Source organism: Magnetococcales bacterium (assembly GCA_015232395.1).
Lineage (GTDB): Bacteria > Pseudomonadota > Magnetococcia > Magnetococcales > JADFZT01 > JADFZT01.
This window is the reverse complement of the sequence record JADFZT010000038.1, coordinates 20,841-44,785: the sequence shown is the minus strand read 5'-3', so window position 1 is coordinate 44,785 and position 23,945 is coordinate 20,841. Positions and strand designations below refer to the sequence as shown.

The following is a 23,945-nucleotide window of genomic DNA, read 5'->3' as shown; positions in this document are numbered from 1 at the left end:
CTCTATCCGCCTTCCGTTTACTTCGTGTCCCCTTAGGGTTGGGACATCTTCTGAGAGGGTCAGGTTTTTTTCGGATCGAATCTATGCTAGCCAGCAGTGCAAGCAGCTTCAAGATGGATCCCTCCAAACTTAATCAGGAGGGATCAAATCTGGCTGCTGTGATGGCTCGCTTGGAAAAGGATGAAAGCATCCGGGAAGAAATCCTGGATTTGATGGAACTCTTCGTGCCGGGTTTGAGTAGTATCAAGGCTGAGACTGCAAGATTGGATGGTAGTAGGGTACTGACTTTCATTGAAGAGCATTCCTCTCGTCCTTTCCCATCTCATTTGATTTCGGATGGGACCATTCACCTTTTAAGCTTGCTGGTGGCTATATTAGATCGGAAGAATCCGGGCATGACTCTGATAGAGGAACCCGAACGGGAGATTCACCCCCAGGTAGCTGGTGAAATGGTCGATGTTTTTCGGGAGGAAGCCAACAATAATGGACCGATCTGGCTGACCACCCACAACGAAATGGTGGTCCGCAAGTGCAAGCCCGGTGAGTTGTGGCTGGTGGATAAAAAAGAGGGGCGTACCCAGATCAAACAAGCGCCAGCTCGTGCTAGTGATTCACTCTCCATGGTGGATGGTTGGCTCTGCAATGTGTTCGGTGGTGGCCTCCCATGGTAAAAGTGGGATTCGTTGTGGAAGGAGCTTCGGAAAAGGTTTTTCTGGAATCTTCAAACTTCCGTAATTGGGCTTCCCAAAATGGCATTTTCGTTTGTGATCCGATCATCAATGCAGAGGGGAACGGCAACCTCTGTCAAAAAAATCTTTCTTCGTTCGTTGAGGATTGCCGAACCAAGGCAGAGCCAGAATTCGTGCTCATTCTGGCCGATTTGGAATGTGATCCATGTGTTGCAGCCACAAAAATGCGTGTTGGAAATGATGGTGATGCTGTTTGCCTCGCAAAAAAAGCCTTAGAATCCTGGTTTCTGGCTGATGCTAAAGCGATGGAAAAATGGTTGGGAAAATCATTTTCAATGGAATCACCTGAGGAGATGTCCGATCTTCCATGGAATCACCTAAAAAAAATCGCTGATCGTCTGAATACAGCTGGTCCGGGCAAGAGAAAGCTGACTTTTGCCAAAAGAATGATCAACTATTACGATTTTTCCATCGAACGCGCAGCCCGGCACCCCGCCTGCCCCAGCGCCACCTATTTTTTGGATACACTCAAGAGGCTGGCGCAATCTTCCGGAGAGATGGTTGGAGGATGATCGGGGCGTTTGAGGAGTATTCAAGATGGTAGGCGCTCCCGGAAAATTGTCTGGCCAGTCGGGGATCCTCACCTATCCAAAAACCTAGCCGTGGATGCCACCCACCCCCGGCAGGGGAATCATGGGTTTCCCTGCCGGGGGTGGATGTCGTGTCAAAAGATCATTCAGCCTTCATCGGATTTCGACTCTGATCCTCTTGCCATCAAAATGTTTCAAACGCATCATCTCCAGAACCGCTACCGAGATCCAGGTTGGCTCCGCCTTGGGATGACTGGCCTCCGGGGGCAGGCAGGGCAGCAGGCGCTTTTCTGGCAGGGATCTGCTTGGGTCTCTGTGCTGCGGAAGTTCCTTGGTTTTGGGAGGGGCTGGAACCTTCATTCCCAAGCTTGAAAAATCCGACGGCATCATGAAGCTTGTCCGCCTGCCCTGAAAGCTCTTCAGCTGTCGCCGCCATCTCTTCCGAGGCGCCGGCATTTTGCTGGATGACCCGGTCGAGCTGTTGCAGGGCTTGATTGATCTGGCCGGTACCGCTGTTTTGTTCTTGGCTGGCGGCAGCGATTTCCTGAACCAGTTCGGCGGTTTTTTGGATGTCCGGCACCAGGGCGACCAGATTGTTTCCGGCTTTTTCAGCCACCTGGACGCTGGAGGAAGCGAGCTGGGTGATCTCACCAGCAGCGCTTTGCGCCCGTTCGGCCAGTTTACGCACCTCGGCAGCCACCACAGCAAACCCTTTGCCGTGCTCACCAGCCCGGGCCGCTTCGATGGCGGCGTTCAGGGCCAACAGATTGGTCTGGCGGGCGATCTCCTCAATGATGGAAATTTTGGTGGCGATCTCCTTCATGGAGGTCACCGCCTCGGTGACCGAACTACCAGTCTCTTCGGCATCTATGGATGCTTTGGAGGAGATCGTTTGGGTCTGCTGGGCATTGCTGGTGTTTTGTTCAATGCCTGAGGACATCTCTTCCATGGCTGAGGAGGTCTCTTCCACCGAAGCAGCCTGTTCCGTTGCACCGTTGGAAAGCGTGTTGGCCGATTGGGACAACTCCGTGCTACCAGCCGCGACATTGTCCGAAGCCGTGCGAATTTCCAGAATGACACGGCGCAAGGAGAGAATCATTTGCTGCAGGCTGTTTAAAATTTGTCCCAGTTCGTCTTGTCGGTCTGTGGTGCACTGAACGGTCAGGTTGCCTTCCGCCATTTCCTTGATGTTGCCAATGCAGCCGTGCAGGGGCGCAATGATGTGCCGGGTGATGATGACGCCCAGCAGCAACGCAATCATAAGGATTCCACCCGTCAGGCTCATGGCCAGTGTTGAATCCGCGTCCACCTGTTTCTGGATTTGGGTTTGTGTCCGAACCATCATTCGTTCACTGTTTTGAATGATTTCCTCGATCATCGGTTCAATGGCATGCACTGTTTGGCGCATGGTTTCCGTCAACCGGGCGATGTTTTTGTCTTCACCCACCAAGGCGTGAAAGGCATCCTGGTAGCTGGTGAGGGAGGTGCGAATGCTCTTGCGGGTGGACTCTTCCAGTTTGGATGCAGCCACCTTTTTCAAAATTTTATCGATGGTGGCATCCAGCTTTTTCACATATTTGTCAGCACCACGTAAGAGATAGTCCTTTTCGTGTTTCCGAATCTCCAAAAAATCCCGCCAGATGGCCGGCACATAATATTTATACAGCTCCTTTTCCAGCTGTCCGGCTGTTTTGCTCAAGGCGGAAATCGTTGATTTGGAGGCCCCACGGTCGGTGGCATTTTCCTTTAGAAAAGTGGCGAAGGCGGTTTGGTAGGTGGTCAGGTTGGACTTGATTTGGTTTTTGTGGGCGGCACTCATGGCATTGCCATCCACGGTCGCCACGAACGTGCTGATCAGTTGGCGATGCTTTTCCACATACTTGCTTTTGCCACGCAGCCTGAAATCCTTCTCAGCCCGGCGCAATTGCAGTAGAAAAATATTCAGCTGGGTGACATCAAAATCGTTCAGCAATTGTCCCAGATTGTGGGCTTCTTTTCGAAAGGCCCCCTGGTATCCCAATTTTGGTCCCAGTCCCTTGATCTGCCAACTCTGGGCCATTTCCTTGAAAGCTTTCCCATAGTCAGCCATGGCGCCTTGAATCGCCTTGCTGTCTTTGATCAGGGCGTTGCCGTCATCACCCCCCATGGATTCACCGATCCGAATGATTTTATCGGCCTCGGATCGTACTTCCCCCACCAGTTTATCCACCTTGTCGATATATTTGGTTTTTTTGCGTAGGAGAAAATCTTTTTCGGCCCGACGGGATTGCAGCATCAGGTGGCCGATGGTCAGGGCGTGGCTTTTTGCAGGCTCTGCCTGGTCGAGAATGTTTTGGAAGTTGGATTGTGTCTGCCACAGGGTCGTTTGGTAGCGGGTTGCAACAGCCAGGAGCAGCAGGCAGATGATGCCAAAACTGAGAGCCAGTTTTGGGCCAATGTTCCAATGTTTCACGTTCATTTTTTCCCCTCAAATAATCGTCGAGTTAATTCAACGCTCTAAAAGGATTTGCCTGTTGCGTCCATAATAAAGTTCGTCTAACCACCCTGTTAGCAGGCAAATCGTTACAGAATTGGTGATACTTTTGTGAGCACCCATAAGAAGTGAATGATTCTTGTTTAGACGCTCGCGGGTCCAGTTTTTTCAAAGTGTCAATATTTTAATAGCACTTTGCCAGAAACTGCCATGAAAAACCAGTTGATTATACTCCTGACAATTTTGTGAAATGCTGAAACGTTTGCGGCAATATTGTGATTGGAATTTATTCTTGCTTCGGGCGGGTTGGTTGGCTTCGTGTTTACTTGTGGCCCATGATTGTCACCATGGACAATGGCTGTTGAAGTTTTTCAGCCTGGTGTGTGAAAAGGGGATGGATAGGATTATGTTGGCTGACGGTTTGGATAAAAAGTCAAATGAGGTTTGCAGGCTTTTCAGTCTTGTCGTCAACGTGGCCAGGGAGCGTTGTTTTTTGATGTAACGATGAGGATTGCTGGTAGAACGCCTCAGGACTCTCTCCTGCCAAACCGTGCAGTTAGCCCCCCTTGGGCTTGGCGCATCTCTCCATAATAGTGGTCGTTTATTCTCTCGACGATTTTTTTGGCCACAGCTTCATCGTAAACATGGGAGGTGGTGTTGCGATCTTTGAGCATGTTGAGCCAGACGGTCTCATCTTTAAGCCAGTAGGCAGCAAAAGCCTTTTTCAAGGCCTCTCTGGGGGTGTGGGTCTCGATGCCTTCCTGTGCCAGGATTCGTTTGAGACTTTTCCAGAAAATCTCCCAGGCAAATTCAAAACGCTGAATGACCGCATCCACCCTGAGGGGGTTTTCCTCGGGTTCCGCCAGTGCCTCACCCAGTCGATTCAAGGCCCGCTCAAGATTTGCAAGGGAGGTCTTGACCTTGATGTCAGGGGCGTTCATACAAAACCACTCCCTCGTTTTGAACGTTTTCCAGAAGTTTTGGCTGGGCTCCCTCCAGTCTTACCAAGTCGATTTCAAGCAGGGTGGGGGCTTGGTCGGTTAGATGCCAGATGTCGCTCCATTGGCTTTCTGAAGCATTCGGGCAGGCCACCGCCAGATCGATGTCAGCTCGCTCATCATGATCCCCCCTGGCCCGGGAGCCAAATAGAATCACCCGCTCCACATGGGGGAGGGCGGCAAGTTGCTGGATGATTGCCTCAAGGGCTTGGGGAATGGCCATGATGGGGATGATAGCCTGTTTTGAATGAAAAGCAGGGGCTTTTTTGTGGCTGGAGGCAGTAGGGGGGGGAGGGTCAGGGCTTGCCGAAATAAAACAAAAACTCCACGTTGCCCGCCGGGCCTTTGATGGGAGAGGGGGTCAGGCCCTGTTCCTGAAGGTTCATCTCGGTGGCGCATTGGTGGATTTTTTCAATAGCCTGCTGGTGCAGGAGAGGATCTTCCACGAGTCCCCCCTGGCTGACCTGTTCTTTTTTTACTTCGAATTGGGGCTTGATGAGGGCGATACCCCGGCCATGGGGTTTCAGGAGCTTGGCCACCACCGGCAGCACCCGGGTCAGGGAAATAAAACTGAGATCCATGGTGACCAGATCCACCGGCTGCTGGATCTTTTCCAGAGTGAGGTGGCGAATGTTGGTGCGGTCGAGCAGCTGCACCCGTGGATCCTGAACCAGCTTCCAGGCCAGCTGTCCATACCCCACATCCACCGCAGTGACCTGAGCGGCCCCCCGATCCAGCAATACTTCGACAAACCCCCCCGTGGAAGCCCCGGCATCCAGACAGCGCCAACCGGTGGGGTCGATTTTGAAGGTATCAAGGGCTTGGAGAAGCTTGAAGGCACCCCGTGAGACCCAGGGGCACTTCTGCTCTTTTAAACGAATGGGGGTCTCCAGGGAGATGGGGTGACCGGGTTTATCGATACGCCCTTCAGCCACCAGCACCTGACCGGTCATGATCAGGCTTCGGGCCTCTTTGATATCGGCCACCAGCCCCCGATCCAAAAGAGCTTGATCGAGACGTTGGCGCTTGGGAGGGGGCAAGGGAAGATCTGGGGATGAAGGTTATTGGGGGGGGGCAACTTTGGCCAGGAGTTCCCGAATACGGCGGGCGATCTCCTCGCTGCTGATGCCTACCTCAGCCCGCAGCTCCCCCTGGCTGCCATGGGGGATGAAACGATCCGGCAAGCCCCAGGTGCGCACGGTTTGGCCTTTGTCCAGAAGGCCGTCCTGGGCGTAAAATTCCAGCACACCGGCACCAAAACCGCCCCGTATGGTATTTTCCTCCAGGGTGATCACCACCGGGCATTTGGCAGCTTCCCGCAGCAGGCGTTCATCCAGGGGTTTGATGAAACGGCCATCGTAGACTGCAACGGAGAGGCCTTCATCCTGTAATTTTTCAGCGGCTTGTAGCGCCTGATGGACCGGATGACCAACGGCGACCAGGGCGACTTGTTGGCCTTTTTTCAGGCAGCGCCCTTGGGCTGTGGGGATGATGTCGGCAGGTTCTTCTTGGAGTCCCAGAGCGCTCCCCCGGGGATAGCGGATGGCGACCGGTTTGCCCATGGCAACGGCTGTCGCCAGCATCCGTCGCAGCTCATTTTCGTCCGCTGGGGCCATGAGGGTGATGTTGGGGATGGCCCTCAGGAACGAGAGATCGAAGGTGCCCGCATGGGTAGGACCGTCAGCCCCCACCAGGCCTGCCCGATCCAGGGCAAACACCACCGGGAGATTTTGCAGAGCCACATCGTGAATGATCTGGTCGTAGGCCCGTTGCACGAAGGTGGAGTAGATCGCCACCACCGGTACGAATCCTTCACAAGCCAAGCCTGCGGCAAAGGTGACCGCATGTTGCTCAGCGATGCCGACATCATAAAACCGATGGGGAAAACGTTCCTGAAAGGCGTCGAGTCCGGTCCCTTCGGGCATGGCGGCGGTAATGGCGATAATCTTGGGGTTTTCCTGGGCCAGGGCCACCAGAGAGGAGGAGAAGACTTTGGTGTAGCTGGGAAGAGCGCCGTTGGCGCTCTGGATGCGTCCGGTTTGACGATCAAAGGGGGAGACCCCGTGATAGGTGCAGGGGTTGGCCTCGGCGGGGAGAAATCCCTTCCCCTTTTTGGTGACCACATGGAGCAGCACCGGCCCTTTGAGATTGCGAATGTTCTTCAGGGTGGGCAGCAGCTGGCCAAAGTCGTGACCATCCACCGGTCCCAGATAGTTGAATCCCAGCTCTTCGAAAAGAGTGCCCGGGGTCAACATGCCCTTCATGTGCTCTTCGGCCTTGCGGGCGGCATCAAGCAGGGGGGGGGAGATTTTTTCCAGCACGCGCCCCGTTCCCCCCTTGAGGCGGGTATAAACCCGACCGCTCAAGATGCGGGAAAGATAGCTGGAGAGGGCGCCCACGTTGGGGGAGATGGACATTTCGTTGTCGTTCAAAACGACAATCAGATTGCAATCGTAGCGTCCAGCGTTGTTCAGCGCCTCAAAAGCCATGCCAGCGGAGAGCGCTCCATCACCGATGACGGCAATTCCCCGGTGGGGGAGTCCTTTGTGGCGGTGGCCCAACGCCGCGCCCAACGCCGCCGAAATGGAGGTGGAGGAGTGGCCCATGCCAAAGGGATCGAAGGGACTCTCCTTGCGGCTGGTGAAGCCGGACAACCCGTGGCGCTTGCGCAGGGTGTGCATGCGCTCTCGACGACCGGTTAATATTTTATGGGGGTAGGATTGATGACCCACATCCCAAAAAAGGCGATCTTCCGGGGTGTTGAAGACATGGTGAAGGGCAATGGTCAGCTCCACCACCCCCAGGCTCGCCCCCAGATGGCCGCCGGTCTGGGCGACGGTGTCGATGGTAAACTCCCGCACCTCCCGGGCCAATTGGATCAAGTCCTCCTCGGGGAGTGCCCGGAGGTCCTTCGGTTCGTTGATGGTGTCCAGCAGAGAGGCCATGGCGGAATATCTAATGGGTTCGGGAAACGATGAAACGGGCCAGCTCGCGCAAAGGATCGGCGGCGGCAGAAAATGGCTGTAATTGGCTGAGGGCTTCATCCACCAAAAACTGTGCCTCCTCCCGGGCCTGGGGGAGACCTAGAAGGTGGGGATAGGTCGCCTTGGAGCGGGCTCGGTCGGATCCGGCGCTTTTGCCCATGACGGCGCTGTCACCCACTTCATCCAGGATGTCGTCCATCACCTGAAAGGCCAGCCCTATCGCTTCGCCGTATCGCTTCAGGCGTTTAACCTGCTCCCGGTCGCCACCCCCCAGTTTTCCCCCGGCCAAGCAGGCCGCGCGAATGAGGGCGCCGGTTTTGTGGATGTGGACGTTTTGTAGCTCCACCAGGGTGACTTCCCGGTTTTCGGCCTCAATATCCAGCATTTGTCCCCCCACCATACCAAAAATACCGGCATCCCGGGCCAGTTGGGCGATCATGGTGAGTTGATCGCCGGGGTCGATATCCTTCATGGGGGAGGCAGCCAGCTCAAAGGCCAGGGTCAAAAGGGCATCACCGGCCAGAATCGCCGTCGCTTCGTCAAACGCCTTGTGACAGGTAGGCCTGCCTCGGCGCAGGTCGTCGTCGTCCATGGCGGGCAGATCGTCGTGGATCAGGGAGTAGGTGTGGATGCACTCCAGGGCACAGGCAAAGGGGAGAAGATTGGCGACAGGCCCCTCCACCGCCTCGCAGGCGGCCAATACCAGGATGGGGCGCAAGCGCTTGCCACCGGCCATCAGGCTGTGGCGAATGGCGGCGTTGAGGCGGGCAGGCGGTTTGTTCACACTGGGCACATGACTATCCAGGGCTTTTTCCACCAAAGAGCGCCGTTCGCTGAGATATTGGCTGAGATTCACGATATCAGGTGCCGTTACTGGCTTGACCAGGGGGGGTGGTCACGAGGGTTTCGATGCGTTTTTCCGCCTCTTCGAGTTTTTGTTGGCAGGCCTGGGCCAATCCAACCCCTTCTTCAAAGGCAGCCAAACCCTCTTCCAGGGGCAGATCTCCCCGTTCCAGGCGCTCCACCACCTCTTCCAGCCGGTGGATGGCCTGTTCAAAATCCAATGATGGCTTGGGCGCGCGTGACGGCATGGAGCTTTCCGGAGTTTTGTGTTTTTACAGACAAATTAAGGCGGGATAGGGGGGATTGATCAACCCAAAAAAGCCATCCCTTCCTGCCGTGTCGGTTTGAATGAAGAACCCCCCATCATATCCCGAGTGGGGGTAAAAAGAAACCACCCGGTTGCAAACCCCTCTCAAAAGAGCGTTTTGGCTCCCTTGGAAAAAGGCCTGGCAAGGGGGGCAAGCCCGTGATGAATTCTCCCCGGGGGGTGGCCACACCGGTAAAAAAAATCCTGGTGGGAGGAAATCCTTGGGGGTTGATGGTGTTGAACTATTCCCGAATACCCGGCAGGAGCAGGGGATCCACCCGGGCTTTGCGCACCAGTACGGCAAAGTGGAGGTGGGGGCCTGTTGCGCGCCCGGTCATGCCCACAGTGCCGATGGTGGAGCCTTTGGCCACCCACATGCCTTCGCTCACCGCGATGGAGTCCATATGGGAATAGAGGGAAATGACGCCGTCGCCATGGTCAACGATGACGGTATTGCCGGTAAAAAAATAGTCGTTCCCCACCAAAGCCACCTTGCCTGATGCAGTGGAGCGCACCGGGGTGCCTTTGGGGGCGGCGATATCAATGCCGGAGTGGGGTTTGCGGGGTTTGCCATTCAAAATGCGGCGGCTGCCGAACACCCCGGAGAGGCGTCCCTCCACGGGCTTGACGAAACCATCACCATAACCTGGCATGCCTCCCCGGCGTTTATAGGTGGCCCGGATCGCGGCGGTCTCTTTGCCCGCCCGGGTGAGATCGGGCTTGTTAAGGTCCACCTTTTTGCCTGGCAGGCCATCGATGCGTTCTTCCTTATACTGACGGCTGGGAAGCTGGATGGTCTGTTCCAGGGTGGTGCGTCTTCCCTGGGGTGGATCCACCGTGACCCGCAAGGTGAGAGGGCCGGGCTTGGCTTCCATGTCGACGGCGACCAATCCCACGCCTTCGTCGGTGATGGGAAAAAGTATGCCGCCAAGTGTCGCCTGAATCACGGAGTTGGCGGGAAAATTTTTAACGCGGAGCAGGGCGGCCGAACCGGGTTCCAGGGGTCCTGAGAGATGCATCTCCACCCCCTTGGCAGAGGCAGAAGTGGGCAGCCAGAGTGAAAACAGCCCCAGCAGCAGGGAGAGTGTTGAGATAAAAGATGCGCGGGAAAAGTGTCTCATGGGGCCTCTGTTACGTGGGTCACCCGGGCTTGGACGGATCCTTCGGCGAGGGTGATGGCAAGGGTGTCTCCAGGGGTGGTGGCAGCGGCTCGGTCAATCACCCGCCCCTCCTCATCCCGGACAATGGCGTATCCCCGCCCCAGAATGGCGTTGGGGGAGGCATTCTGAAGTCGGGTGGTCAAATGATCAAGCTGGGTACGTTTGTGGTTGAGCAGGTGGCCCAGGCTGGTATTCAACCTTTCCTGGTGAAGTTGGGTGCGGGCTGTCAGAGGTTGAAATGTCGGGCTGCGTCCCCAGAGGTGGAGCCGATGACGCATCCCTTCGAGGCGCTCCCCTTTATACTGGAGATGGCTGCGCATTTTGCGGACCAGGCGTTCGTGGTGTTCATCCAGGCGCATTCGGGTGTTTTCGATGGTGCGTCGGGGGTGGATCAGGCGTTTTTTCAGGCCTTGGAGTCCACTCTGTCGCTGGTGGAGTTGTTGGCCTGCGGCCTGGATGAGACGCTGTTTCAGGGTGGCGAGCCGCTCCAGGAGCACACTCCGTTCGGGCATAATCAGTTCAGCCGCTGCCGAGGGGGTGGAGGCTCGGGCGTCGGCTGCCAGGTCCGCCAGGGTGAGATCCACTTCGTGGCCCACAGCGCTCACCACCGGAATGGTGGAAGCGGCGATGGCCCGGGCGACGATTTCAGCATTGAAGCAGGCCAGATCTTGTGCAGAGCCCCCGCCACGGCCACAGATAATCACCTCAGCCCGTGCATCCCGATTCAGGCTTTCCAGGGCGTGGACAATTTCTGCCGGTGCCTCGCTTCCCTGCACCCGGGCATGGGCCAGAATCAACTGGAAGCCGGGAAAACGGCGGGTGAGAACCCGGGTGATGTCGTGGATGGCAGCGCCAGTGGAAGAGGTCACCACCCCGATGGTTTGAGGCAACATGGGGAGCGGGCGCTTGCGTTGTGCCTCAAAAAGCCCCTCCGCCTGCAATCGGTCGTGGAGTTCCATGAGCCGATCCCGTTCTCTGCCAGCCCCATCAATCTTCAGCCCTTCCACCACCAGTTGATACTCCCCCCTGGGGGGATAGCAGGTGATGCGACCGGTGATGAGTACGGCGTCCCCTTCCCGGGGAGGGACGGGCAGTCGCCGAAGGGTGGTACGCCAGATCACCCCCCGCAAGCGGGAGTTGCCGTCGATCAGACTGAAATAGCAGTGGCCTGAGGAGGGGGTTCTGGGTGAAGAGATTTCCCCCCGGACGCGGACGTAGGGGAAGCTCTCTTCCAGAAGAGTCTGAATGCGGTCGTTCAATTCGGCGACACTCAGCCACTCTTGCCAGGGGAGGGTGGTTTCTTGAGACATGCCAGCATGATCCCAATTTATGGCCGCCGCTGCAAGATCAGCCAAGGTAACATCGTGTCTCTATGCGTAAAAAACATAAAAACAAAAAAAATGAAGAAAATGAAAATAATGTTGGAAATCGTAAAAAATCTGATAATATCATAGGTAAATTCTATCATCATGAGACGAGTGGATGGACAAAAATACCGATCAAGAGACTTTCCTCACCACCCGGGAGGCTTCCAAAATTCTGGGGGTCGCTCTGCCTACCGTGCAGGGATGGGTCGAAAAAGGGATTTTGCGTGCCTGGAAAACCGCCGGGGGGCACCGCCGCATTGCCCGGAGTTCATTGGATAAAATGCTCCACGAGCGGCAAGTGGCCCTCGCCAAGGGGCCGGACTCCCAGGCCCACCCCGCCCCACCCACCCTGTTGGTGGTGGAAGATGACCCCGCCATGGTGGCCCTCTACCGCTCCCAGATACAGACCTGGTCTTTCGAGGTGGACCTGGTCACAGCCTCCAACGGTTTTGATGCCTTGATTCAGATCGGTCGCAAACAGCCGGGCATCATCATCAGTGATCTGGTCATGCCGGGAATGGACGGTTTTCGCATGATCTGGATTCTGAACGAAAAGCCTGAACTGGCCGATACCCGCATCGTGGTGGTTTCCGCTTTGGATAAACGAGAAATCCAACGGCAAGGCGGGTTGCCGGATAAGGTGACAGTATTTCGAAAACCGGCTCCCATGGATCAACTCAAGGCCATCGTTGGCGAGCGGAGTGTGGTTATGTAGTTTCAGAAATCGGTTCAATGTTCGGCCTGGTCTGGGAACCGGGAATTTGGGGGATGCGGAGAATCCACGGTAAAATTGTGGGGATGGGTTGCGGGCGGATTATTCCATGAGAAAACCGGCATTCCTGATCAGATATCCGGGGCTTCCAGCTTTTTTGCTGGTGCTCATTATTTTTCTCGCCATCAACAGCACCCTCATTGTCGCCGATCACCGGATCGAGGTGGGGAAAACTTTTCATCAACACATACAGCGGGAAATGCAACTCCTGGGTCTCATGATCCGGGATGCCGTGGTGCGTCGGGATTTGGTGGTGATAGAAGAGGCGGTTGTTGGCTGGGCTGAAGAACGTTCGGATATTATTGAGGCCAAAGTCACCTTCCCCAACGGTTTTGTCATCAGTCACTATTCCCGCCCCGCATTCGATTCTGAGCTTTTTGTGCATCAAGCCACCGTTGCATTGGAGGATAATCCCCTTTTTCGGCTGGATGTGAAGCACGATATGAGCCGGATCAACCAGGCGACTGCCAAAATGGGTTGGAAGTTGGGGGGGATTTCGGTGGTGCTGACGGCTCTTTTGGGAGGGGCGCTCTGGTGGGTGTTGCGCAAGACCGCCGTAGAGCCCCTGGAGCGGGTGGTGCGGGAAAAAGAGGCGGCCCAAAAAGCCCTTGTCGACAGCGAGGAGCGATTTCGTACCCTCTATGAGGGGATTCCCATCAGCTATCAATCCCTGGATGCCGATGGCCGGATCATTGAGGTGAATGAGGCTTGGCTGCGAACCTTGGGCTATGAGCGTCATGAGGTTTATAATCGCTGGTTTGGGGATTTTTTGCCGGAGAGTGATAAAGTTCTGTTCAATCAGTGCTTTCCCAGCTTCAAAGAGAAAGGATCCGTCAACGCCGCTGAATTTCAGATAGAGCGCAAGGATGGTCAACTGCGCACAGTCTCGTTCGAAGGTGCGGTCAGTCGGGATGCACAACAGCATTTTAAACAGACCCACTGTGTCTTTTTTGATATCACCGATGAATTGGAAACCCAGAAGGAGTTGAGATTGCGGGGGGCGGTGCTCAATGCCACCGCCAGCACCGTGATTATCACCGATGTAAACGGAGTCATCCAATGGGTCAATCCCGCCTTTACCCGATGTTCCGGCTATCTCCCCGAAGAGGTGCTGGGTAAAACCCCCGCATTATTGAATTCCGGCAAGCATGAAACCGCTTTTTTTACCCATCTTTGGAGAACGATTCTTTCCGGGGAGGTGTGGCGGGGGGAGTTGGTCAATAAACGTAAATGTGGCACCCTTTATCACGAAGAGACCATCATCACCCCGGTGCGGGACCACACCGGAATAATCACCCATTTTGCCGCCGTCAAGCAGGAGATTACCAAGCGTATCATTCGGGAGGAGGCGCTTAAGGAGAGTCGGGAGCACTATCGGCGGTTGGTGGAAACCTCCAAATTCATCCCCTGGGAATTCAGCTTCAAAGAGGGGCGGTTTATCTATATGGGGCCCCAGGTAACCGCCTTCCTGGGCTATCCCCCGGAATCGTGGCAGGGGTTGGATGATTGGGAAAATCGACTTCACCCGGAGGATCGGGAGGAGGCCAGCTCCTATTGTCAGATGGCGACAGCCCAGGGTGAGGATCACGATCTTGAATATCGGGTGATCACGGCGGATGGGCGTACCGTTTGGGTTCGGGATGTGGTGACCATTGTCCGGGGAGAGGAGGGGGTCACCGGCTTGCGGGGCTTTTTTGTCGATATCTGTCGCCGCAAGGAGTTGGAGGCGCAACTGCGGGAAGCCAAAGAGGCCGCTGAAAAGGCCAGCCAGGCCAAGAGCGCTTTTCTGGCAGCCATGAGTCACGATATCCGCACTCCCATGAATGCGATTCTCGGGATGGGGGAGATGCTCGCCCACAGCGGGTTGAACAAGGAGCAGGGCCACTATCTGGAGGTGTTGCACCACGCAGGGGAGGGGCTTCTCGCCCTGATCAACGATATTCTCGATCTTTCCAAGATCGAAGCGGGCCAGATGCAGATGGAAGAGGTGGGGTTTGATCTGGCTGAGTTGATATTGGGAACGGAAAAAATTCTCCTCACTCAAGCCAGAGACAAGGGTCTGGCCCTCGATTTTCACATTGAGCCGGGGGTTCATGATTGGGTCCGGGGGGATCCCCTGAGGCTGCGTCAGGTGCTGCTCAATCTATTGGGCAATGCCATCAAGTTTACCGATCAGGGCCGGATAGAGCTTACGGTGATGCCTGGAGCTGAGGATCAGGATCTGGTGCGTTTCCAGATCAGCGATACGGGTGTGGGCATTGCAGCTGAACGTCTGTCGGAAATCTTTCACCCTTTTTCCCAGGCTGAGGAGTCCACCAGTCGGCGTTTTGGGGGATCCGGCCTGGGGTTGGCGATCTGTACCCAGTTGGTGGCTCTCATGGGGGGGGAGATCGGGGTGAAGAGTGTCGAAGGCCAGGGAAGCCGTTTTCTCTTTACCGCCAAACTTCCCCGGGTGGAAAGCCTGGTCCAGGTGGAGCGGCGGATGCGGCATGAGCCTGATGAACCGGACGGGCTGGATGAGGCTGTTTTGGATATCCCTTCCTCAGTGAAGGTGCGGCGTGGGCATCAGGAGCGGGAGAGGCGCAAGGGGTTGTTCATTTTGCTGGCCGACGATGCCCAGGACAATCGGGATTTGATGGCGGCTTTTTTGCGGAAAACACCCCACCATCTCCAGATGGCGGAAAATGGCGATGAAGCGGTACGCTTTTTTCAGGCCCAATCCTTTGATCTGGTGTTGATGGATGTGCAGATGCCGATTATGGATGGTTATGAGGCCACCCGCCGGATTCGTGCCTGGGAAACCGCCCAAGGCATCTCTCCTACCCCCATCGTGGCGCTCACAGCCAACGCCATGAAAGAGGATCAGTGGAAGACCGTCGAGGCGGGGTGTGACATGCATCTGACTAAGCCGATTCGTCGAGGACGGTTGTTGGAGATGATCCACGGGTTTGGCCAGCAGGGGGCAGCATCCAAAGCGGTTGAAGAGGGAGTGGGTGGGGCTGAAGAGCGTGAGGGGGCTGAATGGTCTTCTGCGGGGTTGGAAACCACCAACGAAAGCTCCGAAAAGGTTCATGATGAATCGGTGGCTTCCCTTGACGAGCGCACCTCACCTCCCCCAGCCGGCCATTTCAACCCGATGGTTTTGGAGATGTTGCGCCAGGAGTTGGGCCAGGATATCGCCCCGGTGATAGAGATGTTTCTGGAGAGCCTGCCTGGGCGCTTGAAGAAAATGGCAACCGCCATGGCTGCGAGGGATTGGCCGCAGCTGGAAATCATCTCCCACCAGCTGACAGGTTCGTCGGAGGCCTTGGGTGGCGAGGGGTTGGGTGCGCTCTGTCGGGAGTTGGAGAGGGGAGCGATACATCATCGGCCGCCGGAGGACGACACCTTGTGGCCCCGATTGGAGAGAGAGGCTGAGGTGTTGGTCAAGGCGCTTTATGAGGATTTGAACCGTGCCAAGGCTGAAGAGGGTTGAACCTGAATCCGGCAGTTGCACATGCCCCACTATCGAATCCAGATTGAATTTTGCCAAAGCTTGGCGAGGTTGAATGGGGTTTGCTGGGACTGGTTGGATGGGGCACAGCCTGGGATCACTGTGAAATCTGGGGTTACCATCAGGTTGGAAGGCGGTTGTTTGAAACAAGAGCCCCTTTCAGGGTGTCTAAGGGAAGAGGGTGATTCGGGGGGCTTGCAGTAAGTCAGGGCGTTGGGGCTGGGGCCACTTCCATGCGTTCCACATCTGCCAGGGTGACCCGGCGGCCATCCAGGGTGAGGAAGGTGCGCAGATGGACATCCCCCTGCCGGGATCGATAGCTGGCGGCTATACCGGTTTGGGTGTTGACCACCCGGATAATCACCACCTGCCGCTCTTCCCGCCAGCCATCATAAACAAGCCAGGCGGTCACCAGCACCACTGCCGCCGCTGAACCAAATGCCGCCAGTTGAAAAGCGCGGCTTTTTTCCAGGCTGCCAGACTCCGGATCGGATGTGACAACGGGAGGCAAAACCTGCAGACGTTTGGGGTCATGGGCGTGGTTTCTGCCCAGGAAATAGACAGCGGCGATAACGATGGCTGGTATGAGAATTTTGAACAGCATGATTTCATTTGGAAAAGTTGAGAGTATCGACAAAGCACCGTACCATACACGCTACTGTGTTGGCCATGGCGAGAGGGAGATTGCACAATGAAAGCCAAGGATATCATGACCCGCGAGGTGGTAACGGCCTCTCCGGAGCTGTCGGTTCAGGCCCTGGCGAAGCTGTTGACCGAAAAAAAGATCAGCGGTGTGCCGGTGATGGATGGGGGAGAGCTGGTGGGCATTGTCACCGAGGGGGATCTGGTGGATCGGGTCAAAAGGGTCCACCTGCCAACTCTGGTGACCCTGTTCGATGCGGTGATTCCCATCGCCGGGGAGCGTCAATATGAAGAGGATCTTCGCAAGATGGCGGCTCTCACCGCCTCGGAAATCATGACCCTGGAGGTGGTGATGGTGGATGAGGAGACCGAAATGGAAGAGATCGCCACCATTATCCAGGACGAAGATTTTCCTTTGCTGCCGGTGATGCGAGGGGATGACCTGGTGGGGATTATCGGCAAGCGGGATATCATTCGAGCGATGGTGGTGGAGAATGGGGAGTGACAGAGCACCGGTTTCCCTGGTAAGTGGTTCGGAAGAAGAGACCGAACGGTGGGGGGGAGCCCTGGCCCGTGGGCTTGGTCCCGGCTGTGTGATTGCCCTCCATGGGGGATTGGGGGCGGGTAAAACCGCTTTTGCCCGGGGGGTGATTCGGGGGCTCGGTATCAATGAACCCTATATTACCAGCCCCACCTTTACCCTGGTTAACCCCTATGAAGGGGGGCGGCTGCCGGTTTATCATTTTGACCTCTATCGCCTGGAGGGTCCGGACGATCTCACCCTGATGGGGGCTGAGAGCTATCTGGAGGGAGGTGGAGTGGTGTTGATGGAGTGGCCGGAGCGGGCCGATGGCTGGCTGCCTGAAGATCGTCTGGTGGTGGAGATCGATTTTGGGGCTGGGGGGGATGAAGAGCGGAAGATTCACCTTCGGGCTTTGGGTGAGGTGAGTGCCGCTTTTCTTGAAGAGGTGCGTGGGGTTCATCTTTAGAGAAGGGGATGCGGTTTTTAGGGCAGGCATGAAACAAGAGACCGGTGGGTTAGTAGATCAAGGAGAGTCGATGAGTTCCAGTTCTGGTGGGGCAGAGGTTGCCCTGACACCTGAAGCGAATGCCTTTTTGGGGGAGATTTTCGGGGCCGATTTTAAGGTCGCTCGGGCCAGCGAAGATGCCTCTTTTCGCAGCTATTATCGGGTTCACTCCCAGCGGGGGCCGTTTATCTTTATGGATGCCCCGCCGGATAAGGAGGATTCCAGCCCGTTTGTAGATATTGCCCGTTTTTTGGCCACTCATGGGGTGCCGGTTCCCCGGATCCATGAGGCACGTTTGGGAGATGGCCACCTGTTGCTGGAGGATTTGGGGGATGTGACCTATCTCAAGGCATTGGCCGAGGGGGTTGATCCTGGCGTGCTCTACCAGGAAGCGGTCACCACCCTTTTGGATATCCAGGCCACCCCCAACGACAGCAGCTCCATTGCCCATCGCCGCACCTATGATCGGCCCATGTTGCGGCGGGAGTTGGCTCTTTTTACCGACTGGTATGTGGAAGGGATCCGCAAAACGCCTATCTCTTCCCCGGACCGGGATCGATTCGAAGAGATTTTTCAGCTTCTGTTGGATCAAGCCTTAAGCCAGCCTGAGGTGTTTGTCCATCGGGACTATCACTGTCGCAATCTCATGTGGCGGGGTGAGGGGGGCGCGGCCGCTGTGGGGGTGATCGACTTTCAGGATGCCGTGATGGGTCCGGTCACCTACGATCTGGCAAGCCTGCTGCGGGACTGCTATGTGGCCTGGGATGGCGATTTTCGCCGTCGGGTGATGACCCAGTGGTTGGCCGGAGCCGGGGCGCGGCTGGGGTATGAGCCCTCCTGGGAGCGGTTTGAGCGGGATTTTGACTGGATGGCGATCCAGCGAAACATGAAAGCCATCGGTATTTTTGGCCGTCTATCGTTGCGGGATGGCAAGCATGGCTATCTCAACGACATTCCCCGCACCATGGGCTATGTGCGAGAGACCCTGGAGCGCTACCCGGAGCTTTCCGATCTGGGGCATCTCCTGGATCGCTACGCCCCTTTGGAGGCGGCCTGATTATAGTTTGGGATGATTATAGTTTGGGAAGTGTATGAAACCCATGGAAGGGGAGGTGTGAGGCGCGATGAAGGCGATGATTTTGGCAGCTGGACGGGGAGAGCGGCTGCAACCCTTGACCGATCACACCCCCAAGCCTCTGGTGCCGGTGGCGGGAAAAGCGGTGATTGCCCACACCCTGGAGCGTCTGGCGGTTTTGGGTTTTCGGCAGGTGGTGATCAATGCCCATCACCTGGCGGATAAACTGATGGATCAGGTGGGAGATGGTTCTACCTGGGGGGTGGAGATCATCTGGAGTCGGGAAGAGGGGTTGATGAATACCGGCGGCGGGGTGCGTCAGGCGCTGCCTCTATTGGGTGAGGAGCCCTTTCTGGCGGTTAACGGCGATATTATGTGGGATCTCGATCTTCGTGGCCTGTTGGATCGTTTCGACCCGGAAAAAATGGATGCGCTTCTGGGGCTGGTGGCCAACCCCTTCCATCATGGGGGTGATTTTACCCTGATGGATGACCAGGGCACCCTGAAACGCACCCCGGGTGGAGCGGGCAGCCGCACCTATTCCGGGGTTCAGATCGTGCACCCCAAAGCGGTCGCCGCTTTCCCCCTGGAACCTTTTTCCCTCAACCGTCTCTACGATCAGGCCCTTGGGGCTGGGCGACTTTTTGGCTTGGCTCTGGAAGGGTGCTGGGCCGACATGGGGGCCCCGGATCGCCTTCTTGAAGCCCGGCGGATGTGGGGGGAGCCGGACCCCTCTTTGGGGTGATGTTTCTGATGGCAAGTCGGTTCCAAACGGGGCCAAAAGTGCGGAAGTGGTATGTATAATCCCAAAAAGGTGCGTTGCAATTGAGCGGTTGATGGGGTAGAAGAGATTTCTGGATTGTCATTAGGCAGAACTTTTACCAGATAAAAGAGGGAAAAAGGCATGGATTTCGACCTGGCCCGTACCAATATGGTCAAGTCCCAGCTGGCCCCCAACCGGGTCCGCGATCCCAACCTGCTGGGGAGCCTCATGGAGGTACCCCGGGAGGCGTTCGTGGCGGTGGGACAGCAGGATTTCGCCTACTCTGATATGGCGTTGCCCCTCTCCCAGGAAAGCTCGCGCAAACTCCTGAAACCCCTGCAAGCCGCTTGGATGATCGAGGCGCTGGAGATCAAAGCCGGGGATCGGGTGTTGGTGGCGGGAGCTGGCCGGGGATATGAGGTGGCCCTGCTTGCCAATATGGGTGTGAAGGTATACGCCTTGGAAGCCGATGCCGCCCTGGCGGATAAGGGCAAGGAACTTGCCAGTGGTGAGGATGTCCAATGGCACGTAGGGGATCCGGAGGAGGGTTTGCCGGACGAAGCCCCCTTCGATGCCATTCTCTACTGCGGGGCGCTCTCTGCCATGCCTGGCAAGGCGGTGGGGCAGTTGGGTCTTTCCGGCCGCCTGGTGGTGGTGATCGGTACCCCTGGCAGCCCCCTGATGCGGGCCATGCGGGTGCGGGGCATCTCTGGCGGTGATCGCGCCGAGCCACTTTTCGAGACCGTTGTCCACCCTCTGGTGGAGGCATCCAAAGCGGCTTTTGTGCTGTAGGTTTCCGTTCAGTCAGGTGATGAGGAGTCTCTTATCATGGCTATGAATCGCATTGAGTATGCCTCCAAAGGTTACTCCAGCATGGTGTCGGAGACTTCAGTCGGCTGGGTAATGGTTGCCTTCATGTTCGTGGGTGCCTTTTTCCTGATCGGCTATCTCATCCAGGAGCGTAATAAGAAGAAAAAACGCCGCCGTAAAAAACTCCAATTCAAAAACCAAAACCAAAAATAAACGACGTGAGCCTGATCGTACAAAAATTCGGGGGTACCTCGGTAGGCACCCTGGAGCGGATTCGCAACGTGGCTGCCCGGGCAATTGCCGAAAAGGAAGCGGGCAACCAGGTTGTGGTGGCCGTTTCAGCGATGTCCGGGGAGACCAATCGGCTGGTAGGCCTGGTAGATGGCTTGACCGAAACCCCGTCTGCCCGGGAATATGACGTGGTGGTGGCGGCTGGTGAGCAGGTCTCCATCGGCCTTTTGGCCATTGCCATTGAATCCATGGGCCATCCAGCCCGCTCCTACCTGGGGTGGCAGGTGCGGTTTCGCACCGACGACGCCCATGCCAAGGCCCGCATCCGCGAAATCGAGCAGTTTCGCATCCAGGGAGATCTGGAGGCGGGACGTATCGTGGTGGTGGCGGGCTTCCAAGGGGTCAACGATGCCGGTCACGTCACGACTTTGGGTCGTGGCGGCTCCGACACCTCGGCGGTAGCTCTGGCGGCTGCCCTCAAGGCGGATCGTTGCGACATCTATACCGATGTCGATGGGGTTTATACCACCGACCCACGCATGGTCAAACAGGCCCGCAAGCTGGATCGCATCTCCTACGACGAAATGTTGGAGATGGCCTCTCTGGGGGCCAAGGTCCTGCAAACCCGCTCGGTTGAACTGGCCAAAAAATATTCGGTGCCGCTCCGGGTTCTCTCCTCCATGGAAGAGGGAAGTGGAACCCTGCTTACGGGGGAAGACAAGGAAATGGAAAAAGTTGAGGTTTCCGCGATTGCCTTTAACAAGGACGAGGCCAAGATCACTGTCCTGGGTGTGCCTGACCGGCCCGGTGTTTCCGCCCAGCTTTTCGGAGCCCTGGCGGATGCCAACATCAACGTGGACATGATTATCCAGAATATCGCTCCCAGCGGCAAAGAGACCGACCTCACCTTTACGGTGCCCAAGGGGGACTATCGCCAAGCCCTGGAAGTGTTGGCAGAGCCCATCCGCGAGATGAAAGCCCGGGACGTTCGGGGCAATTCTGATATTGCCAAGGTTTCGGCCATCGGCGTCGGCATGCGTTCCCACACGGGTGTCGCCCGGAGGATGTTCACGGCCTTGGCTGAGGAGGGGATCAACATCGAAATGATCTCTACCTCGGAAATCAAAATTTCGGTGGTCATCAACGAAAAATATACCGAACTGGCTGTGCGTGCCCTCCACGAAGCCTTCCAGTTGGATAAGGAGATCGGCGACCGGATTGCGGGCTGACCGCATTTTCGCCTCTTGGGACACCTGAGGCGGAATTCCCCTCAGGTCGTCAGTCGCCATTGGTCTTCAAAAAGCCCATGACCCAGAGCGCTCACCCCATCACCCTCTATGACACCACCCTTCGGGATGGGTCTCAGGGTGAGGATATCCTCTTTTCTGTCGAAGATAAGCTCCGTATTGCCCAAAAGTTGGACGGTTTGGGGGTGGATTTTATCGAAGGGGGGTGGCCCGGGGCCAACCCCAAGGATGAGGCGTTTTTTCAGAAAGCTCGGGGTTTGACCCTGAACAAAAGCCGTCTGGTGGCTTTTGGCTCTACCCGCCGCGCCGGGGTCAAGGCCGAAGCAGATGTCGTTCTGGCTGGTCTCCTGAGAGCCCAAACCCAAGCCATCACCATTTTTGGCAAAAGTTGGGATCTCCACGCTACCCGGGCTTTGGGTATCTCTCTTGAAGAAAATCTGGAACTCATCTTTGACTCCATCGCCTTTTTAAAATCCCGGGTAGAGACGGTCTTTTTTGATGCCGAGCATTTTTTCGACGGCTACAAGGCCAACGCCCCCTATGCCCTTAAAGTATTGGATAGCGCCCGGGAGGCGGGGGCGGATGCCCTGATTTTGTGTGATACCAACGGCGGCTCCATGGTATCGGAGGTGGCCGAAATCACCGCCCTTGCGGTAGCCAGAGGGGGGAGTATCGGTATTCACTGCCATAACGATACCGCACTCGCCGTCGCCAACACTCTGGCAGCGGTGGAAGCGGGGGCGCTGCACGTTCAAGGCACCATCAATGGCATTGGCGAGCGTTGCGGTAATGCGGATCTCACCGCCGTCATCGCCAACTTGGCCATCAAAATGAAGCGACCCACCACCCTCACCGGGGATCAGGTGGGGCAGCTGAAAGCGGTGAGCGGATTTTTAAACGAAATTTCCAATCGCCAGCCTCGAAAAAATCAGCCCTTCGTAGGGCTTTCCGCCTTTGCCCACAAGGGGGGAATTCACGTCTCCGCCGTGCTCAAGGATCCCATCACCTATGAGCATATTGATCCCGAATCTGTTGGCAATCAGCGGCGGATTTTGGTTTCGGAGCAGGCTGGGCGCAGCAATCTTTTTTATAAGCTTCAGGAGTTTGGCCTTCAGGAAGTGAGCGCCAAGGATCCCCGGGTCAAAAAGCTTTTGGAGGAGATCAAGACCCTGGAGCATCGGGGGTATCAGTTCGACGGTGCGGAAGCCTCCTTTGAAATCCGTGCCCGCCGGGCTTTGGGTGAGATGCCTGATTATTTCAGCCTCAAGGGGTTCCGGGTGATTGATGAGCGCCGGGTTCGGGACGATGGCGAACGCTGGTTTGGGGCCGAGGCGGCGGTCAAGGTGGAGGTGGCTGGGAAGCAGGTACATCTGATCGACGAGGGAGCGGGGCCGGTGGATGCCCTCCATGGCGCTTTGAGTAAAGCCTTGGAGCGCACCTATCCCACCATCAACGACATGGAGTTGGTGGATTATAAGGTGCGCATCTTGAATGGTGGCGGGACTGGGGCTACGGTACGGGTTCAGATCGAGTGGCGGGATCAAAATCGGATCTGGGGAACGGTGGGGGTTTCGGACCACATCATCGCAGCCTCCTACGATGCCATGGTAGAGGCGGTGATCTATAAGCTATTCAAGGATGGCGCCTCCCCAGCCCAAAGTCTCTCCCAGGTTGACCACGGTTAAGGCTATACAGTTAAGGCCCGAATGGGGTGTTTAGGAATAGAAACACATAACGATCAGGTCGAAACCGCATTGGCTTGAATTTTTATGAGATGCGGTTTGAAATTGGACTGAGCGGAAAAAAACGGCAATACCACTGGAGAATCCACAACGATGAAGAAGATTGAGGCAATCATCAAACCGTTCAAACTCGATGATGTCAAAGAGGCCCTCTCCGAGATGGGCATTCAGGGCATCACGGTCTCCGAAGTGCGGGGCTTTGGCCGACAAAAGGGTCATACCGAACTCTATCGGGGAGCTGAATATGTTGTGGATTTTTTGCCAAAGCTCAAGGTAGAGGTGGTGCTGCCTGACGACATGGTGGACCGGGCGGCTGAAACCATCGAAACCGCTGCCCGTACCGGGCGTATCGGTGACGGCAAAATTTTTATCACCAATGTGGAGAGCGTTATTCGTATCCGCACCGGTGAGCGGGACGGCAACGCCCTCTAATCCGGTATAAGCCCAAGTCTGCTTTGGCTGCACTGCCTGGGATGGAAAAGCTGCATTTCACAAAGGCTCCCTTGTTTTTTTGCCGGTGTGAATGTGTGCTTCCTGGTATTTGGGCTATGGATCGAGGGCGGGTGACTCTCCCCCAAGCCCAGTCGCCGTGCGCCAAAATCACGGCAGTGGGACTCTCCTGCCAGAGTAGCGCGGAGGGATTGTCGATTTGGGGGCTATGGATAAATACTTCTACCTGCGGATTTTTCTGATCCGGTTACGACGGGTGGCTGTAAAGCCTTTGTTTGGGC

The 23,945-nt window shown here is 56.3% G+C and carries 23 protein-coding genes; 13 read left to right on the top strand and 10 right to left on the bottom strand.

Features of this window, described 5'->3' with window-relative positions:
- The first annotated feature begins 161 nt into the window (after positions 1 to 161).
- Positions 162 to 671 carry an ATP-binding protein gene (locus HQL52_11755; protein ID MBF0370120.1) on the top strand — a complete coding sequence of 170 codons (510 nt, stop codon included), beginning with the start codon at positions 162 to 164 and terminating at the stop codon, positions 669 to 671.
- Positions 665 to 1,261: a DUF4276 family protein gene (locus tag HQL52_11750; protein MBF0370119.1), complete on the top strand. Its 597-nt coding sequence runs from the start codon at positions 665 to 667 to the stop codon at positions 1,259 to 1,261. The genes HQL52_11755 and HQL52_11750 overlap by 7 nt, the downstream gene beginning before the upstream one ends.
- A 202-nt stretch (positions 1,262 to 1,463) precedes the next feature.
- Here the strand turns inward: HQL52_11750 and HQL52_11745 are convergent, their stop codons facing one another.
- From HQL52_11745 to xseA, 9 genes are all read right to left on the bottom strand, one after another.
- Positions 1,464 to 3,425: a HAMP domain-containing protein gene (locus HQL52_11745; protein MBF0370118.1), complete on the bottom strand. Its 1,962-nt coding sequence runs from the start codon at positions 3,423 to 3,425 to the stop codon at positions 1,464 to 1,466.
- Positions 3,426 to 4,279: 854 nt separating this feature from the next.
- The gene (locus tag HQL52_11740; GenBank protein ID MBF0370117.1) at positions 4,280 to 4,693 is read right to left on the bottom strand and encodes a nucleotidyltransferase substrate binding protein; all 414 of its coding nucleotides are present in this window, start codon (positions 4,691 to 4,693) and stop codon (positions 4,280 to 4,282) included.
- Positions 4,680 to 4,973 (bottom strand): nucleotidyltransferase domain-containing protein, encoded by a 294-nt coding sequence (locus HQL52_11735; GenBank protein MBF0370116.1) that lies wholly within the window; start codon positions 4,971 to 4,973, stop codon positions 4,680 to 4,682. Before HQL52_11735 ends, HQL52_11740 begins: the two co-directional genes overlap by 14 nt.
- A 73-nt stretch (positions 4,974 to 5,046) precedes the next feature.
- Positions 5,047 to 5,790, bottom strand: coding sequence for a TlyA family RNA methyltransferase (locus HQL52_11730; protein ID MBF0370115.1), 744 nt, complete (start codon positions 5,788 to 5,790; stop codon positions 5,047 to 5,049).
- 21 nt (positions 5,791 to 5,811) lie between these two features.
- Positions 5,812 to 7,695, bottom strand: coding sequence for a 1-deoxy-D-xylulose-5-phosphate synthase (locus tag HQL52_11725; GenBank protein ID MBF0370114.1), 1,884 nt, complete (start codon positions 7,693 to 7,695; stop codon positions 5,812 to 5,814).
- 10 nt (positions 7,696 to 7,705) lie between these two features.
- Positions 7,706 to 8,590 (bottom strand): polyprenyl synthetase family protein, encoded by an 885-nt coding sequence (locus HQL52_11720; protein MBF0370113.1) that lies wholly within the window; start codon positions 8,588 to 8,590, stop codon positions 7,706 to 7,708.
- A 4-nt stretch (positions 8,591 to 8,594) separates the two neighbouring features.
- Positions 8,595 to 8,825 carry an exodeoxyribonuclease VII small subunit gene (gene xseB / locus HQL52_11715; GenBank protein MBF0370112.1) on the bottom strand — a complete coding sequence of 77 codons (231 nt, stop codon included), beginning with the start codon at positions 8,823 to 8,825 and terminating at the stop codon, positions 8,595 to 8,597.
- Positions 8,826 to 9,126: 301 nt separating this feature from the next.
- Positions 9,127 to 10,005: a M23 family metallopeptidase gene (locus HQL52_11710; protein MBF0370111.1), complete on the bottom strand. Its 879-nt coding sequence runs from the start codon at positions 10,003 to 10,005 to the stop codon at positions 9,127 to 9,129.
- Positions 10,002 to 11,354 (bottom strand): exodeoxyribonuclease VII large subunit, encoded by a 1,353-nt coding sequence (xseA, locus tag HQL52_11705; GenBank protein ID MBF0370110.1) that lies wholly within the window; start codon positions 11,352 to 11,354, stop codon positions 10,002 to 10,004. The genes HQL52_11710 and xseA overlap by 4 nt, the downstream gene beginning before the upstream one ends.
- Before the next feature lie 172 nt (positions 11,355 to 11,526).
- Between xseA and HQL52_11700 the strand changes: the two genes are divergently transcribed.
- Positions 11,527 to 12,126 (top strand): response regulator, encoded by a 600-nt coding sequence (locus HQL52_11700; GenBank protein MBF0370109.1) that lies wholly within the window; start codon positions 11,527 to 11,529, stop codon positions 12,124 to 12,126.
- 106 nt (positions 12,127 to 12,232) lie between these two features.
- The gene (locus HQL52_11695; protein ID MBF0370108.1) at positions 12,233 to 15,658 is read left to right on the top strand and encodes a PAS domain S-box protein; all 3,426 of its coding nucleotides are present in this window, start codon (positions 12,233 to 12,235) and stop codon (positions 15,656 to 15,658) included.
- Positions 15,659 to 15,881: 223 nt separating this feature from the next.
- Here the strand turns inward: HQL52_11695 and HQL52_11690 are convergent, their stop codons facing one another.
- Positions 15,882 to 16,280 (bottom strand): hypothetical protein, encoded by a 399-nt coding sequence (locus tag HQL52_11690; protein MBF0370107.1) that lies wholly within the window; start codon positions 16,278 to 16,280, stop codon positions 15,882 to 15,884.
- An 87-nt stretch (positions 16,281 to 16,367) separates the two neighbouring features.
- Between HQL52_11690 and HQL52_11685 the strand changes: the two genes are divergently transcribed.
- From HQL52_11685 to HQL52_11645, 9 genes are all read left to right on the top strand, one after another.
- Positions 16,368 to 16,823: a CBS domain-containing protein gene (locus HQL52_11685; GenBank protein ID MBF0370106.1), complete on the top strand. Its 456-nt coding sequence runs from the start codon at positions 16,368 to 16,370 to the stop codon at positions 16,821 to 16,823.
- A complete protein-coding gene (tsaE, locus tag HQL52_11680; protein ID MBF0370105.1) occupies positions 16,813 to 17,307 on the top strand; it encodes a tRNA (adenosine(37)-N6)-threonylcarbamoyltransferase complex ATPase subunit type 1 TsaE in 495 nt (164 codons plus the stop codon). Before HQL52_11685 ends, tsaE begins: the two co-directional genes overlap by 11 nt.
- Before the next feature lie 70 nt (positions 17,308 to 17,377).
- A complete protein-coding gene (locus HQL52_11675; GenBank protein ID MBF0370104.1) occupies positions 17,378 to 18,403 on the top strand; it encodes a phosphotransferase in 1,026 nt (341 codons plus the stop codon).
- Between the two features lie 67 nt (positions 18,404 to 18,470).
- On the top strand, positions 18,471 to 19,166 hold the full coding sequence (locus tag HQL52_11670) for a nucleotidyltransferase family protein (GenBank protein MBF0370103.1): 696 nt from the start codon (positions 18,471 to 18,473) through the stop codon (positions 19,164 to 19,166).
- Between the two features lie 159 nt (positions 19,167 to 19,325).
- Positions 19,326 to 19,976, top strand: a complete 651-nt coding sequence (locus HQL52_11665; GenBank protein MBF0370102.1) for a methyltransferase domain-containing protein — start codon at positions 19,326 to 19,328, stop codon at positions 19,974 to 19,976.
- A 36-nt stretch (positions 19,977 to 20,012) separates the two neighbouring features.
- The gene (locus HQL52_11660) at positions 20,013 to 20,207 is read left to right on the top strand and encodes a hypothetical protein (protein ID MBF0370101.1); all 195 of its coding nucleotides are present in this window, start codon (positions 20,013 to 20,015) and stop codon (positions 20,205 to 20,207) included.
- 5 nt (positions 20,208 to 20,212) lie between these two features.
- Entirely contained in the window at positions 20,213 to 21,454 is a 1,242-nt protein-coding gene (locus HQL52_11655; GenBank protein ID MBF0370100.1) for an aspartate kinase, read from the top strand.
- A gap of 77 nt (positions 21,455 to 21,531) precedes the next feature.
- Positions 21,532 to 23,157, top strand: a complete 1,626-nt coding sequence (locus tag HQL52_11650) for a citramalate synthase (protein MBF0370099.1) — start codon at positions 21,532 to 21,534, stop codon at positions 23,155 to 23,157.
- 150 nt (positions 23,158 to 23,307) lie between these two features.
- On the top strand, positions 23,308 to 23,646 hold the full coding sequence (locus HQL52_11645; GenBank protein ID MBF0370098.1) for a P-II family nitrogen regulator: 339 nt from the start codon (positions 23,308 to 23,310) through the stop codon (positions 23,644 to 23,646).
- Positions 23,647 to 23,945 lie beyond the last annotated feature (299 nt).